The 23,489-nt window shown below is 72.8% G+C and carries 14 protein-coding genes and 1 pseudogene; 6 read left to right on the forward strand and 9 right to left on the reverse strand.

All coding sequences use genetic code 11. From position 1 onward, the window contains the following. Nucleotides 1–63: 63 nt before the first annotated feature. Nucleotides 64–5,121 carry an NAD-glutamate dehydrogenase gene (locus tag ACTWO6_RS27375; RefSeq protein ID WP_446216626.1) on the reverse strand — a complete coding sequence of 1,686 codons (5,058 nt, stop codon included), beginning with the start codon at nt 5,119–5,121 and terminating at the stop codon, nt 64–66. 288 nt (nt 5,122–5,409) lie between these two features. Here ACTWO6_RS27375 and ACTWO6_RS27380 point away from each other — a divergent pair, with 288 nt between their 5' ends. Continuing rightward, entirely contained in the window at nt 5,410–7,377 is a 1,968-nt protein-coding gene (locus ACTWO6_RS27380) for a penicillin-binding transpeptidase domain-containing protein (RefSeq protein ID WP_446216627.1), read from the forward strand. 402 nt (nt 7,378–7,779) lie between these two features. Here ACTWO6_RS27380 and ACTWO6_RS27385 read toward each other — a convergent pair. From ACTWO6_RS27385 to ACTWO6_RS27410, 6 genes and pseudogenes are all read right to left on the reverse strand, one after another. Then, nucleotides 7,780–8,725 (reverse strand): annotated as a pseudogene (locus tag ACTWO6_RS27385) (arginase family protein); the annotation flags it as partial. A 66-nt stretch (nt 8,726–8,791) separates the two neighbouring features. After that, nucleotides 8,792–9,712 (reverse strand): tetratricopeptide repeat protein, encoded by a 921-nt coding sequence (locus ACTWO6_RS27390; RefSeq protein WP_446216628.1) that lies wholly within the window; start codon nt 9,710–9,712, stop codon nt 8,792–8,794. A 212-nt stretch (nt 9,713–9,924) separates the two neighbouring features. Further along, nucleotides 9,925–11,613: an acyl-CoA mutase large subunit family protein gene (locus ACTWO6_RS27395; protein WP_446216629.1), complete on the reverse strand. Its 1,689-nt coding sequence runs from the start codon at nt 11,611–11,613 to the stop codon at nt 9,925–9,927. Nucleotides 11,614–11,708: 95 nt separating this feature from the next. Continuing rightward, on the reverse strand, nt 11,709–12,122 hold the full coding sequence (locus tag ACTWO6_RS27400) for an Asp23/Gls24 family envelope stress response protein (protein ID WP_446216630.1): 414 nt from the start codon (nt 12,120–12,122) through the stop codon (nt 11,709–11,711). An 87-nt stretch (nt 12,123–12,209) separates the two neighbouring features. Continuing rightward, nucleotides 12,210–13,145 (reverse strand): methylmalonyl Co-A mutase-associated GTPase MeaB, encoded by a 936-nt coding sequence (gene meaB, locus ACTWO6_RS27405; RefSeq protein WP_446220785.1) that lies wholly within the window; start codon nt 13,143–13,145, stop codon nt 12,210–12,212. Between the two features lie 174 nt (nt 13,146–13,319). Further along, the gene (locus tag ACTWO6_RS27410) at nt 13,320–14,519 is read right to left on the reverse strand and encodes an acetyl-CoA C-acetyltransferase (RefSeq protein WP_446216631.1); all 1,200 of its coding nucleotides are present in this window, start codon (nt 14,517–14,519) and stop codon (nt 13,320–13,322) included. Nucleotides 14,520–14,579: 60 nt separating this feature from the next. On the opposite strand from ACTWO6_RS27410, the gene mce reads away from it, so the two are divergent. From mce to ACTWO6_RS27435, 5 genes are all read left to right on the forward strand, one after another. After that, nucleotides 14,580–15,053, forward strand: a complete 474-nt coding sequence (mce, locus tag ACTWO6_RS27415; RefSeq protein WP_446216632.1) for a methylmalonyl-CoA epimerase — start codon at nt 14,580–14,582, stop codon at nt 15,051–15,053. Nucleotides 15,054–15,333: 280 nt separating this feature from the next. Then, nucleotides 15,334–16,689: a crotonyl-CoA carboxylase/reductase gene (gene ccrA / locus ACTWO6_RS27420; protein ID WP_446220786.1), complete on the forward strand. Its 1,356-nt coding sequence runs from the start codon at nt 15,334–15,336 to the stop codon at nt 16,687–16,689. 277 nt (nt 16,690–16,966) lie between these two features. Continuing rightward, nucleotides 16,967–18,220 carry a DivIVA domain-containing protein gene (locus ACTWO6_RS27425; RefSeq protein WP_446216633.1) on the forward strand — a complete coding sequence of 418 codons (1,254 nt, stop codon included), beginning with the start codon at nt 16,967–16,969 and terminating at the stop codon, nt 18,218–18,220. A 169-nt stretch (nt 18,221–18,389) separates the two neighbouring features. Beyond that, nucleotides 18,390–20,576, forward strand: a complete 2,187-nt coding sequence (locus ACTWO6_RS27430) for a hypothetical protein (RefSeq protein WP_446216634.1) — start codon at nt 18,390–18,392, stop codon at nt 20,574–20,576. Between the two features lie 556 nt (nt 20,577–21,132). Continuing rightward, nucleotides 21,133–22,239 carry an AI-2E family transporter gene (locus ACTWO6_RS27435; protein WP_446220787.1) on the forward strand — a complete coding sequence of 369 codons (1,107 nt, stop codon included), beginning with the start codon at nt 21,133–21,135 and terminating at the stop codon, nt 22,237–22,239. Between the two features lie 29 nt (nt 22,240–22,268). Here the strand turns inward: ACTWO6_RS27435 and ACTWO6_RS27440 are convergent, their stop codons facing one another. After that, nucleotides 22,269–23,078 carry an alpha/beta hydrolase gene (locus ACTWO6_RS27440; protein ID WP_446216635.1) on the reverse strand — a complete coding sequence of 270 codons (810 nt, stop codon included), beginning with the start codon at nt 23,076–23,078 and terminating at the stop codon, nt 22,269–22,271. A gap of 66 nt (nt 23,079–23,144) precedes the next feature. Next, complete coding sequence (locus ACTWO6_RS27445; RefSeq protein ID WP_446216636.1) at nt 23,145–23,471, reverse strand: hypothetical protein; 327 nt, start codon at nt 23,469–23,471, stop codon at nt 23,145–23,147. Nucleotides 23,472–23,489: the final 18 nt, after the last annotated feature.

The following is a 23,489-nucleotide window of genomic DNA, read 5'->3' on the forward strand; positions in this document are numbered from 1 at the left end:
CGCCCCGGCGCGGCCCGGTGGTCGGGTGACCGACCGACCGGACCGCGCCGGGGCACAACCGGATCAGGCCGCGGCCGAGGTCCGGACCAGGGTACGGATCTGCCGCAGCAGCACCGACAGGGCGGACAGGTCGGCGCGGGACTCGTCGAACTCCCCCATCGCCCGGTGCGCCCGGTGGATCGAGGTGGCGTTCGCCTGCTCCCACTCCTGCACCCGCTCGTGCGGCGGGAGGCTGTCCGGGGTGGACCCGAGGACCTCCGCGGTGAGCGCGGCCAGCGCGGCGTACAGGTCGTAGCGCAGCGCCATCCGGGCCAGCGTCTGCCAGCGGTCCTCCCGCGGCAGCAGGGAGATCTTCGACAGCAGGGCGTCGACGCGGAACCGGTCGGAGAGGACGAAGTAGACCGAGGCCACCTCGCCCACGTCCCGGCCGGCGGACCGGGCGGTCTCCACCACGTCGAGCAGGCCGAAGCTGTACATCAGCCGGGTGGCCTGCTCGGCCAGCTCACGCGGCAGCCCGCTGGAGGTCAGCGAGTCGATGTGCGACGCGATGGCCTCGCGCTCGCTGCCGTAGAAGAGGTCCTCCAGGCCGGGCAGGAGCCGGGCGACCCCGTCCCGCAGCCGGGCGATCTCCGTCGGCACGTCGATCGGCGAGCGCCGGTTGGTGACCAGCCAGCGCACCGCCCGGTCGAGCAGCCGCCGGGTGTCCAGGTAGACGCTGGTCTGCAACTCGGGCGAGACCTTGTTGTCCAGCGCCTCCACCGCGTCCCAGAGCTCACGCAGCCCGAACACCTCGCGGACCACCACGTACGCCCGGAGCACGTCCGCCGCCGAGGCGGCCGTCTCCTCGACGACCCGGAAGACGAACGAGATGCCGCCCCGGTTGATCGCCTCGTTGACCAGCACGGTGGTGACGATGTCCCGGCGCAGCCGGTGCCGGCCCATCCGGTCGGCGAACCGCTCCCGCAGCGGCGTCGGGAAGTAGTTGACCAGGACGTCGGTGGTCCACTCCTCGTCGGCCAGCCCGTCGGCCACGATCTCGCGTTCCAGCACGATCTTGACGTACGCCAGCAGCACCGCGAACTCCGGCGCGGTCAACCCGTTCTCGGTCCGGACCGCCAGCTCCTCGTCCGGCGGGAGCGCCTCCAGCGCGCGGTCGAGCTGGCCGGAGCGCTCCAGCTCGTTGAGCATCCGCCGGTGCACCGGGAGCAGCGAGGCGGACTGGGCCTGGGCGTTGTTGATTGCCCGGGCCTGGTCGTAGTTGTCCCGCAGCACCAGCTCGGCGACCTCGTCGGTCATCTCGGCGAGCAGCCCGTCCCGCTCGTCCATGGTCAGCTCGCCGTCGGCGACCGCCGTGTTGAGCAGGATCTTGATGTTCACCTCGTGGTCCGAGGTGTCCACCCCGGCCGCGTTGTCGATGAAGTCGGTGTAGATCCGACCGCCGTTCTGCGCGTACTCGATCCGGCCGTGCTGGGTGAAGCCCAGGTTGCCGCCCTCGCCGACCACCCGGCAGCGCAGGTCCTTGCCGTTCACCCGGATCGCGTCGTTGGACTTGTCGCCCACCTCCGCGTTGGTCTGGCTGGCCGCCTTCACGTAGGTGCCGATGCCGCCGTTCCAGAACAGGTCGACCGGCGCGGCGAGGATGGCCTTCATCAGCTCCTGCGGCGACAACTGGGTGACGTCGTCGTCGAGGCCGAGCACCGCGCGCACCTGCGGGCTGACCGGGATCGACTTCGCGGTCCGGGAATACACCCCGCCGCCGGCCGAGATCAGCTCCGGGTTGTAGTCCTCCCAGGACGACCGGGGCAGGTCGAACAGCCGCCTCCGCTCCGCGTACGAGGTGGCGGCGTCCGGATCCGGGTCGAGGAAGACGTGCCGGTGGTCGAAGGCGGCCACCAGCCGGATGTGCTCCGACAGCAGCATTCCGTTGCCGAACACGTCGCCGGACATGTCGCCGACGCCGACCACGGTGAAGTCCTCGGTCTGGGTGTCGTGGCCCAGCTCGCGGAAGTGGCGCTTCACCGACTCCCAGGCGCCCCGGGCGGTGATGCCCATCTTCTTGTGGTCGTACCCGGCGGAGCCGCCGGAGGCGAACGCGTCGCCCAGCCAGAAGTTGTGCGCGGTGGAGATCTCGTTGGCGATGTCGGAGAAGGTCGCGGTGCCCTTGTCCGCCGCCACCACCAGGTACGGATCGTCCGCGTCGTGCCGGACCACATCGCCGGGCGGGACGATCTCGCCGCCGACGATGTTGTCGGTGACGTCCAGCATCGCGCCGACGAACTCCTTGTAGCAGATCACCGCCTCGTCCCGGTCGCCCGGCTTCTGCTTGAGCACGAAGCCGCCCTTGGCGCCCACCGGCACGATCACCGTGTTCTTCACCATCTGCGCCTTGACCAGGCCCAGCACCTCGGTGCGGAAGTCCTCCCGCCGGTCGGACCAGCGCAGCCCGCCCCGGGCCACCGGCCCGAACCGCAGGTGCACGCCCTCGAAGCGCGGCGAGTAGACGAAGATCTCGAACTTCGGTCGCGGCGCCGGCAGGTCCGGGATGGCCTGCGGGTCCAGCTTGAACGCCACGTACGACTTGGGCCGCCCGCCGACCGGCCTCTGGTAGAAGCTGGTGCGCAGGGTCGCCTGGATCAGCGTCAGGTACGACCGCAGGATCCGGTCCTGGTCCAGGCTGGCCACGTCGTCCAGCGCCGCGCCGATCGCGGTAACCAGCTCGTCGCTGCGCTGCCGCCGCTCGTCCATGGTGGTCGCGCCCGGGGCGAACCGGGCCTCGAAGAGCTCCACCAGCAGCCCGGTGATCCGCGGATACGCGATGAAGGTCTGCTCCATGTACTCCTGGGAGAAGACGGTGCCGGCCTGGCGCAGGTACTTCGCGTACGCCCGCAGCACGACCACCTGCCGCCAGGTGAGCCCGGCCCGGAGCACCAGCTCGTTGAAGCCGTCCACCTCGGCCTCGCCGCGCCACGCCGCCGCGAAGGCGTTCTCCACGTGCGGGCGGACCTCGGCCAGCTCCTGGTGCGCCTCGGGCAGGCGGAGCCCGAAGTCGTAGAGGAAGACCCGGCCGTCGACCCGGTCCACCTCGTACGGGTGCTCGTCGACCACCCGGACGCCGAGCGAGTGCAGCACCGGCAGCACGGCGGAGAGCATCATCGGCTCGCCGTACCGGTAGACCTTGAACCGGACGTCCATCGTCTCGTCGACGTCCGCGCCCGGCCGACCCGGCCGCGGCGCCAGCTGCTTGCGGAACAGGTGCATCTCGAGCTGGCCGGGCTCCTCCAGCAGCTCCAGCTTGGCCAGGTCCTTCATCGCCTCGTACGGCGTGTGCCCGTCCTTGTAGCCCTCCGGGAACGCGTCGGCGTACCGGCTGAACAGGTGCTTGGCCTGCTCGTCGCCGAGCTTGCGCTCCAGCACCAGCCGGTAGTCGTCGTCCCAGAGCCGGGTCGCGTCGGCCAGCTCCTCGGCGAGCAGGTCGGCGTCGAATTCGCCGGGCGGGTTGGTCGGGTCGGTCCGGACGATGAAGTGCAACCGGGCCAGCATCGACTCGGTGACCCGGGTGGTGTAGTCCACCCCGACGCCGTTCAGCTCGCGGAGCAGGATGTCCTGCATACGGAGGCGGTTCTGGGTGGTGAACCGGTCCCGGGGCAGGTAGATCAGGCAGGAGATGAACCGCCCGTACGCGTCCCGGCGCAGGAAGACCCGCAGCTGCCGGCGGCCCGCCATCCGCAGCACGCCGATCACCGCGTGGTACAGGTCGTCGGTCTTGATCTGGAAGAGCTCGTCGCGCGGGTAGGTCTCCAGGATCTGCAGCAGGTCCTTGCCGGAGTGGCTGCGCTGGCTCAGCCCGGAGCGGTCGAGCACCTCGGCGACCTTGCGGCGGACCACCGGCAGCTCGCGCACGCTGGTCCGGTACGCCGCCGTGGAGAAGAGACCCAGGAAGCGCCGCTCCCCGACCACCTCGCCGGCGTCGTTGAAGATCTTGAAGCCGATGTAGTCGAGGTAGGCCGAGCGGTGCACGGTGGCCCGCGAGTTGGCCTTGGTGATGATCAGCAGGCGCTTCTCCAGCACCTTCTCGTGCGCCTCGGGGGTCATCGACGACAGCGCCCGGGCCTCCGGCGAGTCGGAGCGGAGGATTCCCAGCCCGGTCCCGAGCACCGCCTCCAGTGCCTGCGTGCCCTGCCCGCCGTCGGTGTCGACCAGCCGGTACTCGCGGTATCCGAGGAAGGTGAAGTGGTCGTGCGCCAGCCAGCGCAGCAGCTCGACCGAGTCGGTGATGTCCTTCTCCGGCACCGGCGGCCGGTTGTCCGAGGTCCGTGCGGAGGCCAGCTCGTCGGCGAGCGCGAGGGCCCGCTGCCGCATCTTGGGCCAGTCCTCCACGGCCTCCCGGACGTCGGTGAGCACCCGCTGCAGCTCCCGGCGGAGCTTCTCCCGCTCGGCCGCGTCGCGCACCGGGTCGATCTCGATCCGCATCCAGCTCTCGACCAGGTCGCCGGCGATCGCGTCGTCCGGCTCGACGTCGGCCGAGACCTCGGTCAGCCGGCCCAGCGGCTCCCGGCGGACCACCACCAGGGGGTGGACCAGCAGGTGCACGTCGAGGTGGTGTGAGTTGAGCAGGGCGGTCACCGAGTCGACCAGGAACGGCATGTCGTCGGTGACGATCTCGATGACGGTGTGGTGCTGCTCGGCGTCCGGCTCGTGGATGCGCAGCTTCAACTCGCCGGGAACCCGCTGCTGGGCCAGGTCCCGGTGCGCCCGGGCCGCGTCGAGCATCTCCTCGGCGGTGAAGCCGATCAGCTCCTCGTCGGGCGCGAACCGCCAGAAGCGGCCGACCAGGGTCGCCGCGTCGTGGTCGTCACCGGCCAGCGCCACCGCCTGGGCCACCAGGCGCTCCGCGTTCGGTACCGGCTCGTCGAGCTCGGCGTCCTCCACGTCGTCGGCCAGCGCCTGCGTTGGCAGGCCCAGGTCGTAGAGGGTGTCGATGCTCGAACCGGTCATCCCGGTCACTCCTGTGTCGAGGCGGTCGAAACCATCCCCGTCGGTCGCCGAATCGAAGCTGTCGTCCCGGCCGGTGTCAGCCTGCCGGAGGTCGGGTCCCGGTTTGATCGCCGGACGCCGGTCCATCGGTGCCACTCCCCTCGACCCACCGCGTTGTGGGTCACTCTGCCGCCCAGCCTAGGCCCTGCCGCTCTGCCCCTTCGTCGGCGGACCACCGGCCGGACGTCCGGATCGGGACTCTGTCCTTTCACCCGTTGCGGGTACGTGGTCGGCCGGTCGCGGAGTACCCCGGCTCGCGATGTTCATCACACTGCCACAGTGCCGTCTTTCCGCACGTCGGAGCGGTGACGGGGCGGTGGGAAAGCGCGCTCCGTACTAGCGTGCAGGGCAGTTTCGCACCGGAGGGACAGCTGCATGCTCGTGTCGTACCCCGTTCGCCCCCGCCGATCCCCATTCCGGCCGATCTTCGCGGCGGTGACCGCCGCCGTGCTCGCCGCCGGCGCGCTGGTCGGATGCTCGACCGAGGACGGCCCCGAGCAGAGCGTGGACGCGTTCCTGGCCGGCTGGCGCTCCGGCGACCTGCACACGGTCGGCTTCATCGACGCGACCGGCGCCCGGGTGCCGGCGGCCGACGTGACGAAGGAGATCCGGGGGCTCTCCGGGGAGCTGGTGGAGACCCCGCCCGCGCTGCGGCGCAAGGGCGACGCCAAGGTCACCGCGGACACCGCGACCGCCCAGGTGGAGGTCGCCTGGACGCTGCCGGGGCAGACCCGCTGGGTCTACGACCGGCCGGTCCGCCTCAAGCGCGGCAGCGACGACCAGTGGCAGGTGATCTGGGAGCCGACGCTGGTGCAGGAGCAACTGGAGGAGGGCGACCGGCTGGCGCTGCGCCGGGACCCCTCGCGCCGGGCCGGGGTGCTGGACGGCGCGGGCGCCCCGATCGTGGCGCCCCGCCGGGTGGTCCGGGTCGGCGTGCAGCCCAGTGAGGTCACCGACGTGCGGGGGCTGGTCCGGCAGCTCGACGCCGCGTTCAAGGCGATCCGGCCCGCGCTCGTGCCGCCGGTCGACCTGTCCGATCTGCCGAAACGCCTCGCCGAGGCGGAGCCGACCGCCCTGGTCGAGGTGGTGACCCTGCGCGAGGAGGCGTACCGGCAGATCAAGCCCCGGATCTACGACCTGCCGGGCACCAAGTTCCCGACCGACACGCTCGATCTGGCACCGACGCGGGAGTTCGCCCGGGCCCTGCTCGGCTCGGTCGACCCGGCGCAGGCCGACGACCTGCAGGCGCACCCCGACCGGTACGTCGCCGGCGACCTGGTCGGCCACGGCGGCCTCCAGGGCCGGTACGACGACCGCCTGCGCGGGGTTCCCGGGCTCACCGTCGTCATCGAGCGGCCCAAGCCCGGAGAGCCGGGGATGACGACCGGCGCCGAGGTGTTCCGCAGCGAGCCGAAGACCGGCCAGCCGCTGAAGACCACCCTGGACGTGGCCACCCAGAACGCCGCCGACGCGGCGCTGCGCGGGGAGAAACGGCGGTCCGCCCTGGTGGCGCTCCGGATCAGCGACGGCGCGGTGCTCGCCGCCGCCAACGGGCCCGGCCCGGCCGGGGAGAACCTCGCCTTCACCGCCCAGGTGCCGCCCGGGTCGACGTTCAAGACGGTCAGCGCGCTCGCCCTGCTGGACCGGGGCGCGGTGACCCCGCAGGCGACGGTCGCCTGCCGGAAGACGTTCGTGGTGGACGGCCGGCAGTTCAAGAACTCGGACAACTTCGAGCTGGGGGCGGTGCCGTTCAGCACCGACTTCGCGAAGTCCTGCAACACCGCCTTCGCCTCGCTGGCCCCGAACCTCGGCCCGGACGGGCTCGCCACCACCGGCCGTACCCTCGGCCTCGAGGCGAAGTGGGACCTCGGCGCCGACGTCTTCACCGGCAAGGTCTCCACCGGTGGCTCCGCCACCGAGCAGGCCGCCGCGGCGATCGGCCAGGGCACCACCGTGGTCAGCCCGCTCGCGATGGCCGGTGTCACCGCCGCCGTGGCCCGCGGTCACTGGGAGCAGCCGAAGCTGGTGCTGGACCCGGCGCCGCAGCAGCCGGCCCCGGGGGGTGCGGCCCTCAAGGCGGAGTCCGTCGCGGCGCTGAAGACGATGATGCGCGGGGTGGTCACCGCCGGCACGGCCAAGGCCCTCGCCGACGTCCCCGGCGAGCCGGTGTACGGCAAGACCGGCACCGCCGAGTACGACAACAACCCGGCGCACACCCACTCCTGGTTCGTCGGCTGGCAGGGCGACGTCGCGTTCGCGGTCTTCGTCGAGCAGGGCGGGTCGAGCACCGACAGCGCGGTGCCGATCAGCGAGCGCTTCCTCCGCGCCCTCGCCGCCCGCTGACCGCCGGGCGCGGGACCGGTCAGGCGATGCCCGCGCTGGGCCCGGGGGAATCGTCGTCGCCCGGCTCGGGCGTGGCCTCCGCCTCCGGCGACGACGTCCGGCGCAGCAACGCGGGGCCGGCCGAGGCGGGCGGCCCCGCCGGCTCCCGGCCCGCGAGGCTCTCCTCCTCGGGCGCGGCGACGCGACGCAGCAGCCCGGGTCCCGCCGACGCCCGGGGCCCGAGCGACTCCGGACCATCCGGCTGGGCCGGCGGGGCGGCCGCCACCGGCGTGGCGTCCTCGACGACCGGACCGATCGGCTCGACCGCCACCGCGGGAGCCGGCGTGACCAGGGGCGTCGGGGCCGCCAGCCCGCTCGGCTGGGGACGCCCGTTGCCGCGCCTCGGGGACGGCGGCGCCGCGGTGGCCGGCAGCAGCCGCGGCGGCATCGCGGCCGGCGCGGAGACCGGCGCCAGCCCGGACACGACGGTGTTGACGATCTCGGCCGCGTACGAGCCGTCGGGGTCGTAGTCCGGGTCGAAGACGGTCAGCTCGACGCCGAGGCAGTGCGGGGTGTCGACCAGGCCGGCGAGCAGGATCTCCAGCTCGGCGAAGGCGATGCCGCCCGGGTCCGGGGCGTCCACCGCCGGCATCACCGCCGGGTCGAGCACGTCCACGTCGATGTGCACCCAGTAGCCGGCGCAGTCGGCGAGCTGCTCGTGCGCCCACTGCGCGGTCCGCGCGGCGCCCTCGGCGCGCAGCGCCGGGACCGGCCGGGTGGTGATCCCGGCGGCCTGGAGGTCGAGGCGGTACTCGTCCTGCGCCCGGATGCCGAGGACCACCACGTCGATGTCCCGGAAGTACGGACGGCGTCCCTCGATGGCGGCCAGGTCGGCCTGCCCCCGGCCGGTGACCAGGGCGAGGTCCTCGCCCGCCGCCGCGCCGACGTAGGAGGCGTTGCCGGGGTGCCGGAAGTCGGAATGGCCGTCCACGAAGACCAGCCCGATCCGGCCGCCGACCGCCTCGCCGAGCCGGTGCATGGCCAGCGCGGAGCCGAGCAGCACCGAGCAGTCCCCGCCGAGCACCAGCGGGAACTCTCCCCGGTCGATGATCGCGCCGATCCGGTCGGCCAGCGCCACGGAGTATCCGGAGATCTCGGAGGCGTGGCAGACGCCGTCGCCGGGGCGCCAGTCGCCCGGGTCGTACCGCGGCGGGGTGAGGCAGCCGGCGTCCCGGGCCCGCAGCCGGGCGAGCAGGTCGTGGTCGCGCAGCGCGCCGGGCGCCTTGGCGCAGCCGGGGACGGAGGTGGTGGTGGGTGGGCGCAGCCCCAGGTTGGTCGGCGCGTCGAGGACGGCGATCCGGCGCATCATGGGCTCCCGTCCTCGGTGGTCGGGCGGGCCGGCCGGAACGCCGGCCCGCGCTGACGTGCTACGAACTCAGAACAGGGCGCTGGCCAGGGCCCGGCGGGCCGAGGCGACGGCGGGGTCCTCCGGGCCGGCGATGGCGAAGAGGCCGACCAGGTGTTGGCGTACCTTCTCGCGGTCGTCGCCGGCGGTCCGGCGGACCAGGCCGACCAGCCGCTTGTAGGCCTGCTCGGCCAGGCCGCTGAGCACCTCGATGTCGGCGGCGAGGAGCTGCGCCTCGACGTCGTCGGGGGCACCCTCGGCGGCGGTGAGCGCGGCCCGCGGGTCGGCGCCGGCGACCCGGCGAGCCAGCCCGACCTGGGCGAGCCCGGCCTCGGCCGCGGCGTCCGCCGGGGACTCGGCCAGGATCTTCCGGTACGCCCGTTCGGCGGCGTCCAGGTCGCCGCTCATCAGCGCATCGTCGGCCTCGTCGAGGCGGGGGTCCTCCGGCTCGGCCACGGCGACGCCGCCGGCCTTGAGCACGGCGGAGATCCACTGGCGGAGCTGGGCCTCCGGCACCACCCCGGAGAAGGCGTCGATCGGCTGCCCGCCGACCACCGCGTAGACCATCGGGATGCCCTGCACCCGGAACATCTGGGCGATCCGCGGGTTGGCGTCCACGTCCACCTTGGCCAGCACCCACGCGCCGTCGCCCTCGGCGGCCAGCCGCTCCAGCACCGGGGAGAGCTGCTTGCACGGCTCGCACCACTCGGCCCAGAAGTCCACCACGACGGGGGTGCTGAGCGAACGCTCCAGCACCTCCGACTGGAAGGTCGCCTCGGTCACGTCGATCACGGCCACCCCGCCGCCGCCGGCGGGAGCGCCCGGAAGACCGGTGGGCGGACCGGACTGGGCCGGTGTGGTGGGACGGGTGGGGGCCGGTGTGCCGCGCAGCGCGCTGAGGTCGACCGCGCCGCGGGTGAAGATCGACGAGGTGATCCGTGGGTCGCTCATGGTTATCTAGTCTCGCACGGACCCCGCCGAACTCAGATCAACCGCGACGGCGACAGTTGCAGTTCTCACCCTGCTCACCACCCTGCTCACCACCCCTCTCACCCCCACCCCCGCCACCTCTCCGCGATCTTGCACTTTTTGCCCCGGCAAATGCGACAGATGCCGCATCAGGAGGGCCCGGAGTGCAAGATCGCGGAGGGCGGCCGGGTGGGTCAGAAGCGGGCGGGTTCGCGGTAGGTGCCCCACTCGGCGCGGAGGGCGTCGCAGATCTCGCCGAGGGTGGCCTCGGCGCGGACCGCCTCGAGCATCGCCGGGATCATGTTCTCCGTGGTGCGGCTGACCTCGACCATGCGGGCGACGGCGGCCTTGACCGCGGTCTCGTCGCGGGCGGCCTTGCGCTCGGCGAGCATCCGGCGCTGCTCCAGCTCCACCTCGTGCGAGATGCGCAGGATCTCCAGGTCCTTGGCGACCGTGCCGGTGTGGCAGTTGACCCCGACGATCTTCTTGTCGCCCTTCTCCAGCGCCTGCTGGTAGACGAAGGCCGACTCGGCGATGTGGCCGGTGAACCAGCCGTCCTCGATGCCGCGCAGGATGCCCGAGGTCATCGGCCCGATCTGGTGCGGCCCCTCGCCACCGAGCTGCCGGATCCGGGCGAAGATCTCCTCGGCCTCGGCCTCGATCTTGTCGGTGAGCGCCTCGACGTACCACGACCCGCCGAGCGGGTCGGCCACGTTGGTCACCCCGGTCTCCTCCATCAGCACCTGCTGGGTACGCAGGGCGATCTCGGCGGACTCGTCGGTGGGCAGGGCGAGGGTCTCGTCCAGGGCGTTGGTGTGCAGCGAGTTGGTCCCGCCGAGCACCGCGGCGAGGGCCTCGACGGCGGTCCGCACCACGTTGTTGACCGGCTGCTGGGCGGTCAACGACACCCCGGCGGTCTGGGTGTGGAACCGCAGCCAGAGCGCCTTCTCGCTGGTGGCGCCGTAGACGTCGCGCAGCCAGCGGGCCCAGATCCGGCGGGCGGCGCGGAACTTGGCGATCTCCTCGAAGAAGTCCACGTGGGAGTCGAAGAAGAAGCTCAGCCCCGGGGCGAAGACGTTGACGTCCAGCCCGCGCGACAGCCCCAGCTCGACGTAGCCGAACCCGTCGGCCAGGGTGTACGCCAACTCCTGCGCCGCGGTCGAGCCGGCCTCGCGGATGTGGTACCCGGAGACCGAGAGCGGCTTGTAGCGCGGGATCTCCCCGGCGCAGTACTCCATCAGGTCGCCGATCAGGCGCAGGTGCGGCTCCGGGTCGAAGAGCCACTCCTTCTGCGCGATGTACTCCTTGAAGATGTCCGTCTGGAGCGTGCCGTCGAGGGCGGACACGTCGGCGCCCTGCCGCTCGGCGGCGACCAGGTACATGCAGAAGACCGGCACGGCCGGGCCGGAGATGGTCATCGAGGTGGTGACGCCGGCCAGGTCGATGCCGCCGAAGAGCGCCTCCATGTCGGTGGCGGTGTCGATGGCGACGCCGCAGTGGCCGACCTCGCCGAGCGCCTGCGGGTCGTCGGAGTCGCGCCCCATCAGCGTCGGCATGTCGAACGCGACGGAGAGCCCGCCCCCGCCCGCGCCGAGGATCATCTTGTAGCGCTCGTTGGTCTGCTGGGCGTTGCCGAATCCGGCGAACTGCCGGATCGTCCAGGTCCGCCCGCGGTAGCCGGTCGGGTGGAGCCCCCGGGTGTACGGGAACTCACCCGGCCAGCCGATCCGCTCGAAGCCCGGGTACGCGGCGCCCTCCGGCGGGCCGTACACCGGGTCCACGGTCATCCCGGAGAGCGTGGTGAAGTCCGCGTCCCGCTTGCGCGCGGCGTCGTAGCGGGCCTGCCAGCGTGCCCGTCCGGCGGCGATCTCGTCGGCGTTCATCCGCGGAGCTCCTCCTCGAGTCCTCGACTGAAGACCGAGTGTAGAACGGACGCCTGAACGATCGCTAAGGATGTTCGTACCGGCCGGTAACCTGGTCAGGCCGAGGGCACCGCCGGACCGCCCAGGGCCACGTCGTCGACCCGGATGTTGATCTCGTCGACCCGCAGCCCGTACGCCTCGACCGCCGCCGTCACCGCGGACCGCACCGCCTCGGTCACCTCCGGCACCGGCCGGCCGCCCTCGATCACCAGCACCAGGTTGACCACCGCGGCGCCGTTCGTGACGTGCGCCGAGCAGCCCCGCCGGGCGTCCCCGACCTGGTCCAGGCCGACCTTGTCGAGCACCGCGTTGAAGAACCGGGCCACGTCGCCGCCCAGCTCGGCCACCCCGGGCACGGACTTGGCGGCGACCACCGCGATCTTCTCCACCACCTCGTCGGAGACGTGCGTCGTGCCGCCCGCCACCGCGTCCGGCGTCACGGCCAGCTCCTGCGTCGCCTCGTCAGCCATGCTCCTACCCCCACCACACACGCGCACCGCCTCACGGCCGTGAGGCGGTGCGAGCGTACTAGGCGGGTCCGGTCCGGATTGGACCGCTCAGGCGCCGAGCTGGGCGAGCAGCTCGGCGGCGGCCGCGTACGGGTCGATGGCACCCTCGGCCACCTTGGCGGCGAGCGTCGGCAGCTCCGTACCGTCGCGCAGGGAACCGATCCGGGCGCGGAGGACGCCCAGCGCGATGGCCTCGATCTCGGCGGCGGCCCGCGCCTCCCGGCGGCGGCGCAGCTCGTCGTGCTGCTCCAGCCAGCCGCGGTGCTTGTCGATCGCGGCGGCGATGTCGTCGATCCCCTCGCCCCGCGCGGCGATGGCCCGCACCACCTGCGGCCGCCACTCCCCCGGCCCGCGCTCGCCCAGGGCGATCATGCCCTGGATGTCGCGGACGGTGGCATCGGCGCCGTCCCGGTCGGCCTTGTTGACCACGAAGACGTCGGCGATCTCCAGGATGCCCGCCTTCACCGCCTGGATCGCGTCGCCCATGCCCGGGGCGAGCAGCACCAGCGTGGTGTCGGCCAGCGAAGCGACCTCCACCTCGGCCTGCCCGACGCCGACGGTCTCCACCAGCACCACGTCGCAGCCGGCGCCCTCCAGCACCCGCACGGCCTGCGGGGTCGCCGCGGAGAGCCCGCCGAGGTGCCCCCGGCTGGACATCGAGCGGATGTAGACGCCCGGGTCGGTGGCGTGATCCTGCATCCGGACCCGGTCGCCGAGGATCGCCCCGCCGGTGAACGGGCTGGACGGGTCGATCGCCAGCACGCCGACCCGGTGGCCGCGCGCCCGCAGCGCCCGGACCAGCTCGTTGGTGGTGGTCGACTTGCCCACGCCCGGGGACCCGGTCAGGCCCACCACCTGGGCCTGACCGGCGTACGGCGCGAGGGCCGCCGCGACCTGCGGCAGCATCTCGTCGCCGGACTCGACCAGGGTGATCAGCCGGGCCACCGCGCGGGGATCACCCGCGCGGGCCCGCTCCACCAGCATCGGTACGTCCCGGCTGCGGCGCACCGATCCGACGGCCGCCGCCGGGGCGTTCTCGACGGTCTCACTCACTGTGCCGCCTTCGTTCGCGACTGCGGGGCTCGCAAACCCGGCTCACTCCTCGCGCTCACTGGTCATGTCCCCTGTTCGGCCCGCGGGATCGACTGGATCCCGCGATCACTGCTGGGCTGCGCCGCCCGCCGGCACGTGGATGATGAGCGCGTCGCCCTGGCCGCCGCCGCCGCAGAGCGCGGCCGCGCCGGTGCCGCCGCCGCGCCGCTTGAGCTCCAGCGCGAGGGTGAGCACCAGCCGGGCGCCGGACATGCCGATCGGGTGGCCGAGCGCGATCGCGCCGCCGTTGACATTCACCTTGTCGGTGCTGATCCCGAGGTCCCGCGCGGACTGGATGCCGACCTGGGCGAACGCCTCGTTGATCTCGATGAGGTCGAGGTCGGCGACGCTGAGGCCGCCCTTCTTCAGGGCGTGCTGGATCGCGTTCGAGGGCTGCGAGTGCAGCGAGTTGTCCGGGCCGGCCACGTTGCCGTGCGCGCCGATCTCGGCCAGCCAGGTCAGCCCCAGCTCCTTCGCCTTGGCCTTGCTCATCACGACCACGGCGGCGGCGCCGTCGGAGATCGGCGAGGAGCTGCCGGCGGTGATCGTGCCGTCCTTGGTGAAGGCCGGCCGCAGCCTGCCCAGCGACTCGGCGGTGGTGTCCGGGCGGATGCCCTCGTCCTCGCTGATCACCAGCGGCTCGCCCTTGCGCTGCGGGATGACCACCGGGGTGATCTCGTCGGCGAAGTGGCCGTTCTTCTGCGCGGCGGCGGCCCGCTGGTGGCTGGCCGCGGCGAAGGCGTCCTGCTCCTCGCGGGTGATGCCGTGCTTGACGCCGTGCCGCTCGGTCGACTCGCCCATCGAGCAGCAGTCCCAGGCGTCGCTGAGCCCGTCGAGGGCCATGTGGTCCTTGATCGTGACGTCGCCGTACTTGTAGCCGCTGCGCTGGCCGAGCAGCAGGTGCGGGGCGTTGGTCATCGACTCCATGCCGCCGGCCACCACGATGTCGAACTCGCCGGCCCGGATGAGCTGGTCGGCCAGGGCGATCGCGTCCAGGCCGGAGAGGCAGACCTTGTTGATGGTCAGGGCCGGCACGGACATCGGGATGCCCGCCTCGACCGCCGCCTGCCGGGCCGGGATCTGACCGGCGCCGGCCTGGAGCACCTGCCCCATGATCACGTACTGCACCTGGTCGGGGGCGACGCCGGCGCGCTCCAGCGCGGCCTTGATCGCCACCCCGCCGAGCTTCGTCGCCGGGAGGTCCTTGAGGTTGCCCAGCAGCCGACCCATGGGGGTCCGCGCGCCGCTGACGATCACCGAAGCCATGCCTGCCTCCGAGGGGTGCCGACCTGTACGCCTTAACGATTGTTCGGTCAGACTAGCGCCATGGCAGAGAACTCCCCCGTCGAGCCCGCTGCGGACTACGTCACAGACATCGGGCTGCGCCGCATCGACCACGTCGGGATCGCGGTGGCCGACCTGGACGCCGCGATCGACTTCTACGAGCGCACCTTCGGGATGCGCTGCGTGCACACCGAGACCAACACCGAGCAGGGCGTACGCGAGGCGATGCTGGCCGTCGGCCCGACCACCGAGGGCGGCTGCGTGCAGCTGCTCGCCCCGCTGACGCCGGAGTCGACGATCGCGAAGTTCCTGGACCGCAACGGTCCGGGCGTGCAGCAGGTCGCGTACACGGTGGCGGACATCGACGCGGCCTGCGCGGCGCTGCGCGAACGCGGCGTCCGGCTGCTCTACGAGAAGCCGAAGCGGGGCACCGCCGACTCCCGGATCAACTTCGTCCACCCGAAGGACGCCGGCGGCGTCCTGGTCGAGCTGGTCGAGCCGGCCGCCGGCCACTGAGCCGCCCGGTGGGGCCCCGGGTTCCGGGGTCCCACCGACATCCGGACCGAGCGCGGCCCTGCGCGGTTCGCCGCTTCCCCGGACACCTCCACGCATCGGCGGATGCAGTTTTTCACAGAGGGCTTCCGGCCCTAGCTACCGTTCAGTAACGTCCGGCCCCACAAGGAGCGTGACCGGTGCCGGATGTGTCGATTGCCGACATGGCGGTCGGTCGCACCGGCGCCGACGATGGCAGCACCCCCTGCCCCCCGGCGTGGGTGCGGACGAACGGGAGGTCACCGTGCAGGACATCCTCGAAGCGATCATGGCGGCAGAGGGCTCCGACCAGCCGGAGCGGGAGCTCGCCGGCCTCGCCGGCCTGCCGGTACCGGAGAGCTACCGGGGCGTGGTGGTGCGCGCCGAGGACACCCGGATGTTCGACGGGATGGCCACCCGGGACAAGGACCCGCGCAAGGCCCTGCACCTGCAGGAGGTGCCCACCCCGGAGCTCGGCCCGGGCGAGGCCCTGGTCGCGGTGATGGCCAGCGCGATCAACTACAACACCGTCTGGACCAGCATCTTCGAGCCGCTGCCGACCTTCAAGTTCCTCCAACGCTACGGCCGGCTCTCCGAGCTGACCCGCCGGCACGACCTGCCGTACCACGTGGTGGGGTCGGACGCCGCCGGCGTGGTGCTGCGCACCGGGCCCGGGGTGACGAAGTGGAAGGCCGGCGACGAGGTGGTCGCGCACTGCCTGTCGGTGGAGCTGGAGGACGCGGCCGGCCACGACGACACCATGCTCGACCCGCAGCAGCGGATCTGGGGCTTCGAGACCAACTTCGGCGGGCTCGCCGAGCTGGCCGTGGTCAAGGCCAACCAGCTGATGCCGAAGCCGCGCCACCTGAGCTGGGAGGAGGCGGCCAGCCCCGGGCTGGTCAACTCCACCGCGTACCGGCAGCTGGTCTCCCACCACGGGGCCAACATGAAGCAGGGTGACGTGGTGCTGATCTGGGGCGCCTCCGGCGGCCTGGGCGGCTACGCCACCCAGATGGCGCTCAACGGCGGGGCCATCCCGGTCTGCGTGGTCTCCTCCCCGGAGAAGGCCGAGCTGTGCCGGAAGATGGGCGCCGAGCTGGTCATCGACCGCGCGGCCGAGGGCTTCCGGTTCTGGCAGGACGAGGAGACCCAGGACCCGGACGAGTGGCGCCGCTTCGGCGAGCGGATCCGCGAGCTGACCGGCGGCGAGGACCCGGACATCGTCTTCGAGCACCCCGGCCGGGAGACCTTCGGCGCCAGCGTCTACGTGGCCAAGCGCGGCGGCACCATCGTCACCTGCGCCTCCACCAGCGGCTACCAGCACCAGTACGACAACCGGTACCTCTGGATGCACCTCAAGCGGATCGTCGGCAGCCACTTCGCCAACTACCACGAGGCCTGGCAGGCCAACCGCCTCGTGGCGCTCGGTCAGATCCATCCGACGGTGTCGAAGACCTACCCGCTGGAGCAGACCGGCCAGGCCGCGTACGAGGTGCACCGCAACGCGCACCAGGGCAAGGTCGGCGTCCGCTGCCTCGCGCCGACGGACGGCCTCGGCGTCCGCGACACCGAGCTGCGCGCCCGGCACGAAACGGCGATCAACCGGTTCCGGGGCCACTGACCCGTACGGGTGAGGCCGGGATGGCCATTGCGGCGAGGCGGCCATTGCCTTTCCAGCACCCGGCGCACCATTCGAGTCACGGCTGACAAAGGGCCGCGGGGCATCGTCCCGCGGCCCTTTTCCCGCTCACCTTGCGTGGCGTCCGACCCGCCCGGGACCTGCCAAGATCGCCGTTTGGTCCGGTCCCACCGGCACCGGAAGTTGACCATGTAATGAGGACACGAAAGCTGCGCACCGCTCTTGCGAAGCACCCTGGGGCGTCTGCGAGTATGTCCCAATGCCCCAGCAGCAGTCCTCCCCCCTTGCGTTCTTCGATAACGCGAACTCACAGCCCGATTTCACCGTTGGCCTGCGCGGATACAACACGGGTCAGGTCGATGACTTCATCGGTCGGCTGACCGCCGCGCTGACCCAGTCCGAGCAGGCCCGCGCCGAGGCCGAGCAGCGGATGAACGACGCCCAGCGCCGGCTCCGCCAGGCCGAGCAGCGCCAGAGCGCGTTGGAGCAGAAGCTCACCGACACCAACAAGCAGCTCGAGGAGAACAGCCGGCCGACCCTCTCCGGTCTCGGCACCCGCGTCGAGCAGATCCTCCGGCTGGCGGAAGAGCAGGCCAACGACCACCGCAACGAGGCCAAGCGCGAGTCGGAGGGCATCCTCTCCGCCGCCCGCCTCGAGGCTCGCGAGATCACCGACAAGGCGCGCGCCGACGCGGCCGCGATGAAGGCCACCGCGGAGCGGGAGGCCGGCAGCGTCCGCACCACCGCCGAGCGGGAGGCCGCGGAGGTTCGGGTCCAGGCCCGCCGCGAGGCGGACACCCTGCGCGCGGACGCCGAGCGGGAGACCAAGCAGCTGCGTACCGTCACCGCGCACGAGGTGGCCGAGCTGAAGTCCACCGTCGAGCGTGAGGTCGCCACCCTGCGGGCCACCGCCGAGCGGGAGATCACCCAACAGCGGGCCAAGGCCGCGCGGGAGGCCGAGGAGAAGCGCGCCGAGGCGACCAAGCTGCTCACCGACGCGCGCGACAAGCGCGACAAGGACCTGCAGGCCCTGGAGCTCCAGCTCGCCGAGCGGCGGGAGAAGGCCGAGCGCGAGGAGTCCGAGCGGCACGCCGCGCAGGTCGCGCAGACCCAGAAGCTGGTCAGCGAGGCCGAGCAGCGGGCCCGGGCCGCGCAGGAGCGGGCCAAGGAGATCGAGCAGCGGGCCGAGGCCCGCCGGGTCGAGTCCGAGCGCACCGCCAACGAGACGGTGGAGAAGGCCAAGGCGCTGTCCGAGAAGACGCTCAACGAGGCCAAGGCCGAGTCGCAGCGCCTGCTCAGCGAGGCCCGCACCGAGGCCGAACTGACCACCCAGGCGGCCCGCCGCGAGGTCGAGGACCTCACCCGGCAGAAGGACGCCGTCACCTCACAGCTCGGTCAGATGCTCTCCGGTCTCGCCGGCATCGTGCCGGGCGTGCCGGCGGCCCCGGCCAAGCCGGAAGCGGCCAAGAAGGAGGGTGCCGAGGAGCGGGCCACCGCCGAGTCGGCCAACTGAGCACCACCCGCATCGGGGCATGATCCACGGCGCGGGGTGACACCGGGTAACCGGTGGAACCCCGCGCCGTCATGCTTTAACCCGCCCGTTCCGTCCTATCAGTGAAGTAGCTCCCAACAGGGGCGTCCGTATCGCCCCAGCAGAGCCGGATGCGTGTGAGGATGGGGGCATGTCGCACGGCGAGGAACTGTTTGCTCTCGGCGGGGACGTGACCACGGAGCCCAGCTTCGAGTCCGCTCTGCGGGGGTACGAGAAACGACAGGTCGACCGGTACGTCGCTCGTGCGGAGCACGAGATCGCGACCCTGACGACCGAGCGGGAGCAGGCGTACACGCAGATCCACAAGCTGGCCGGCCAGGTGGAAGTGCTGCAACGCGACCTCGCCCAGGTGCGCAAGCAGGTGGGCGTGGTGGACCGGGCCTCGTTCCGGCACCTCGGTCCCCGGGTCGAGCAGATCCTCACGATGGCCGAGGAGCAGGCGGAGGAGATCCTCGCCTCCGCCAACGAGGAGATCGAGGCCCGGCGGGCGGCCGCCGAGCACATCATCGAGGAGGCCCGCGAGCAGTCCGCCCAGGCGCTCAAGGACTTCGAGATCGCCCTCGCCGCCAGACGGGCCGAGGAGGAGCGGCACACCGCCGCCCGCAAGGCCGAGGCCGACGCCAGCATGAAGGCCGCCCAGGAAGAGGCGGAGAAGCTGCGCAAGACGGCCCAGGACCAGGCGGCGAAGCTGCGCAAGACGGCCCAGGACCAGGCGGCGAAGCTGCGCACGACGGCCCAGGACGAGGCGGAGAAGCTGCGCAGGACGGCCCAGGACGCGCTGGCCAAGGCACAGCAGGAGGCCACCCAGCTCCGGGACACCGCCAAGGAGATCCACACCCGGGCCCAGCAGGAGTCCACCCGGCTGCGCGAGTCCGCCAAGGAGGCCCTGGCCAAGGCCCAGCAGGAGTCCACCCAGCTCCGCGAGGCCGCCAAGGAGATGCACGCCAAGGCGCAGCAGGAGGCCAAGCGTCTCACCGAATCCGCGACCGAGGCGAGCCGGGCCACCCACGCCAAGGCGCTCCAGCAAGCCAAGCAGATCGTCGACGACGCCGAGGAGGCCGCCAAGGCGACCCGCGGCCGGGCTCGGCAGGAGGCCAACCGGCTGACCACCGAGGCCGCCGATGCCGGCAAGCGCAACCGGGCCGAGGTCGAGGCGTACGTCCAGCGGATGCGGAGCGAGACCGAGGCGTACGTGCAGCACGCCCGCGCCCAGACGCAGCAGGAGCTGGGCGCCTGGCGGGCCGGCGTGGAGAAGGAGGTCAACTCCCGGCGGGAGGCGGCCGACAAGGAGCTGGCCCAGCGCCGGGCCGCCGCCGAGCAGGAGTTCGCCAGGCGCCGCGACGAGCTGGACAAGCAGCACTCGACCCGGCACGCCGCGCTGGAGAAGCTGCACAAGTCCCGGCAGGACGAGCTGGAGCAGGCGTACACGGCCCAGCGGAACGAGATCGAGCAGGGCGCCGCGGCAGTCCGCGAGGCCGCCGAGCAGGACGCGCTGACCCTGCGGCGCCGGGCCGATGACGAGGCCGCGGAGCTGCTTCGCCGGGCCGAGGCGGAGGCCACCGAGAAGCGTCGCAAGGCCGACGAGCACGTCGCCGCCTCCCGGCGCCAGTTCGAGGAGTACGCGGCCACCACCCAGCAGCACCTGGCCACCACCCAGCAGCACCTCGCCGCCACCCAGCAGGAGGTGGCCTCCGGCCGGCAGCAGCTCGCCCAGGTGATGCTGGAGATCGCGCAGGCCCAGCAGGAGCTGGCCGACCTGCGGCAGGAGACCTGGAAGTCCCGGCAGGAGTCCGACGAGCTCCAGCGGAAGCTGACCGAGCTCCGGTTGCAGGAAACCACCGGCACGGCCTCCGCCGGCCTCGCGGCCATTCCGGTCGCCCCCGACAAGCTGGCCGGGGCCACCGGCGGGGGTGCGGGCCAGGTCCCCGGCAAGGGCACTCCGGTACCCGGCACGGACACGGAACCGGTCACCGCGAACGGCAGGGCACCGGTGACCGCCAACGGCCGGGCGGCGGTCCCCGCCAGCGGCCGGGAGCCGGCTACGGCGGCCCCGGCGGAAGCGAAGGAGCCGGCCGCCGGCGGTGCCGCCACGGCCGACGCCGGAGCGGCCCGTCCCGTCGGCGAGCCCGTGACCACGGTGGACGGCGCCGCCGGGGTGGAGGGTGAGCCGACGGTGGCCGCCGTGCCGGGCGAGGGCGGCCGGGGCGCCACCCCGACGAAGATCACCAGCATCGGCGAGAACGGCAAGCGGCCGACGAAGCCGACCACCGACGAACGCAGCGCCAAGCCGAGCACCGTCACCGTCGAGTCGGACTGACCCGCTCAGCCGACTCCCGTCGCCCCTCCCCGCCGCTCCGAGCGCGCCGGCGACGGTTCGTCGCCTGCCGCCACCTCGCCGAGATGGCGGGTCCGGCACACCGGCGGTGGCGGGGCTGAGGACACCCGCGCGGGCGAAGGGCTGGTGGGCGCACCCGCGGGCCGCTAACCTCCGGGCAGAGGCCCGTGGCGCGCCGGAATCCGACCGCCGCCGGCCGACCGGTCCGGCCGCCAACCCCGGGTCGGCGAAGGCTGCTCCGGCCGCGGGCGCAGGAGCGGGATCCGGGGGAGGTCCGGTGTCGCAGGACGGGCCGTCGGGCAGCGCCCGACCAGACGACGACGATCCGTTCGCCGCCCTCCGCCCGGAGGGCGACCCGACCCCGACGGCGCACCCCGCCTCGGACGGCACGCCGGAGGACCCTGCCCCGGCGGCGAACCCCGCCCCGGCTGCAGGCCCCGCCCCCGATGACGCCGGCCCTGCGGCAGACGGCGCGGTGGACGACCGGGCGTCAGCCGGCGCGGCGCCACCCGGCCTTGCGGTGAACCAGGCCACCGGTGTGCGGACCGCCGAGGCAAAGGCGTCCGACCCGACCGAGTTCGAGGTGGGTGAGCCGAGCGGGCGCTTCGGCACCCCCGGCCGGCCGTTGCGCCGCAGCAGCTTCCTGATCGGCTTCACCGGCGCGCTCGGCGTGCTGCTGGCGTACGCGGTCTTCCTCGGCGTACGGAACTCGGTCAGCATCCTCGTCCTGGTGGTCATCGCGCTCTTCCTCGCCGTGGGCCTCCACCCGGCGGTGGTCCGGCTGCGCGGCTGGGGGCTGTCGCACGGCCTGGCGGTGGCGGTGGTGACGCTGACCGTGGTGCTGCTGATCGTCGGCGGGCTGCTCGCGCTGGTGCCCCCGGTGGTGACCCAGTCCGGCCAGTTCATCGAGCAGTTGCCGAGCTACGTCGACGAGCTGCGCCGCAACGCCACGGTCAACGACCTGGTCGAGCGGTACGACGTGATGGAACGGGTCCGCTCGGCCGCGAACGCGGACAACATCGGGCGGGCCCTCGGCGGCGTGCTGGGCGGCGCACAGTTGATCTTCGGCACCATCTTCCGGGCGCTGACCGTGCTGGTGCTGACGATCTACTTCCTGGCCTACTTCGACAAGCTGCGCGCCCTCGGGTACGCGCTGGTGCCCCGCTCCCGCCGGGAGCGGGTGCGGCTGATCGGGGACGAGATCCTGACCCGGGTGGGCGCGTACATGGTGGGGGCGCTCAGCATCGCGGTGCTGGCCGGGGCGAGCACCTTCGTCTTCGCGCTGGTCGTCGGGCTGCCGTACCCGTTCGCGCTGGCGGTGGTGGTCGCGGTGACCGACCTGATCCCGCAGATCGGAGCCACCCTCGGGGCGGTCGTGGTGACCCTGGTGGGTCTCGCCATCGACCTGCCGGTCGGCATCGCCTGCCTGGTCTTCTTCCTGATCTACCAGCAGGTGGAGAACTACCTGATCTATCCCAAGATCATGCGGCGGGCGGTCGCGGTCAACGAGGTGGCCGCGCTGCTCGCCGCCCTGCTTGGGGTGTCGCTGCTGGGCGTCGTCGGCGCGCTGATCGCGATCCCGACGGTGGCCGCCCTCCAGCTCATCCTCCGCGAGGTGGTCCTCCCCCGGCAGGAATCCCGCTGAGCGTCGGCCGCCACGGGTCGACGGACCGGTCAGCCCGCCTGGTCGGGACGCGGACCGGGGACCGGGGTGTCGGCGAACGAGGCCACCGTCCGGTCGGCGTACGCGCTGACGTCGCCGGTCTCCACCGGGCCGTCCCAGGTGGTCGGCAGCGGCACCGGCACCGCCGGGTTGACCCGGCGGGCGATCTCGTCGAGCACGGTCTCCGCGTCGCCGACCCAGAGGTGCTTGGCGCCGGGCACCCCGACCACCTCGGCCTGCGGCACCGCCGCGAACCGCTCCCGGGCCTCCGCGGGCCGGAGGTAGTCATCGAACTCGGGGACCAGCGCGGTGAGCGGCTTGCCGCTGTCCGCCCACTGGGTCAGGTCGTCCGGGGTGGAGAAGCGCAGCGGCGGGGAGAGCAGGATCGCCCCGGCCACCGCCGGGTCGCAGCCGTACTTGAGCACCAGGTCGGTGCCGAACGACCAACCGACCAGCCAGATGTTCGGCAGCTCGGCGAACTCCGCGTACTCGATGGCGGCGGCGACGTCGAAGCGCTCGCCGACCGCGGCGTCGAAGGCCCCCTCGCTGGTGCCGCGGACGCTGCTCGTCCCCCGGGTGTTGAACCGGAGCACGGCCAGGTCGGCGAGCGCGGGCAGCCGCCAGGCGGCCTTGCGGAACACGTGGCTGTCCATCATCCCGCCGTGCGTCGGCAGCGGGTGCAGGCAGACCAGCGTGCCGGCCGGCTCCCGGTCCAGCGGCCGGGCCAGCTCACCGACCAGCTTCAGCCCGTCGGCGGTGTGCAGCTCGATCTCCTCCCGGTGGCCGGGCAGGATCGACGAGGCGCGGATCGGTGTGCTCACCGTCCCAGTCTGGCGCGCCGCCGCCCCCGTCGCCCGCCCGGGCGGAAACAGCGTGATCCAGATCGCTCAGCCGTGCCGGGGGGCGCCGCGGCCGCGCTGGATGACCGGTCCGCGCCGGTCCCGGGCCCGCCAGCAGCCGCTGTGCCAGTGCCGCCGGTCCGTCAGGTCGCCCCGGTCGTCCGCCGGCCAGGCCACCACGTGCGCCACGCCGGGGCGGATCTCCTGTTCGCAGCCGGGACAGCGGTACGTCTTGGTGGACGCCCCGCCGCTGATCCCGCGTACCTGCCAGTCGCCGTCCCGCCACTGCTGGACGGTGGGCACGCCCTGGCGTACTCGGTCGGAGTCCAGGTGGGCGGTCTCGTCCCGGCGGGGGCGGTTGCGACGGGGGCTCACGGTCACCAAGCGTACGGG

The sequence above is a fragment of the Micromonospora sp. IBHARD004 genome (assembly GCF_052814115.1).

Excerpts from the sequence above, each read along its gene's own strand:
- ACTWO6_RS27375 (WP_446216626.1), bottom strand. The coding sequence starts at position 5,121 with ATGGACCGGCGTCCGGCGATCAAACCGGGACCCGACCTCCGGCAGGCT.
- ACTWO6_RS27380 (WP_446216627.1), top strand. The coding sequence starts at position 5,410 with ATGCTCGTGTCGTACCCCGTTCGCCCCCGCCGATCCCCATTCCGGCCG.
- ACTWO6_RS27390 (WP_446216628.1), bottom strand. The coding sequence starts at position 9,712 with ATGAGCGACCCACGGATCACCTCGTCGATCTTCACCCGCGGCGCGGTC.
- ACTWO6_RS27395 (WP_446216629.1), bottom strand. The coding sequence starts at position 11,613 with ATGAACGCCGACGAGATCGCCGCCGGACGGGCACGCTGGCAGGCCCGC.
- ACTWO6_RS27400 (WP_446216630.1), bottom strand. The coding sequence starts at position 12,122 with ATGGCTGACGAGGCGACGCAGGAGCTGGCCGTGACGCCGGACGCGGTG.
- meaB (WP_446220785.1), bottom strand. The coding sequence starts at position 13,145 with ATGCTGGTGGAGCGGGCCCGCGCGGGTGATCCCCGCGCGGTGGCCCGG.
- ACTWO6_RS27410 (WP_446216631.1), bottom strand. The coding sequence starts at position 14,519 with ATGGCTTCGGTGATCGTCAGCGGCGCGCGGACCCCCATGGGTCGGCTG.
- mce (WP_446216632.1), top strand. The coding sequence starts at position 14,580 with ATGGCAGAGAACTCCCCCGTCGAGCCCGCTGCGGACTACGTCACAGAC.
- ACTWO6_RS27425 (WP_446216633.1), top strand. The coding sequence starts at position 16,967 with ATGCCCCAGCAGCAGTCCTCCCCCCTTGCGTTCTTCGATAACGCGAAC.
- ACTWO6_RS27430 (WP_446216634.1), top strand. The coding sequence starts at position 18,390 with ATGTCGCACGGCGAGGAACTGTTTGCTCTCGGCGGGGACGTGACCACG.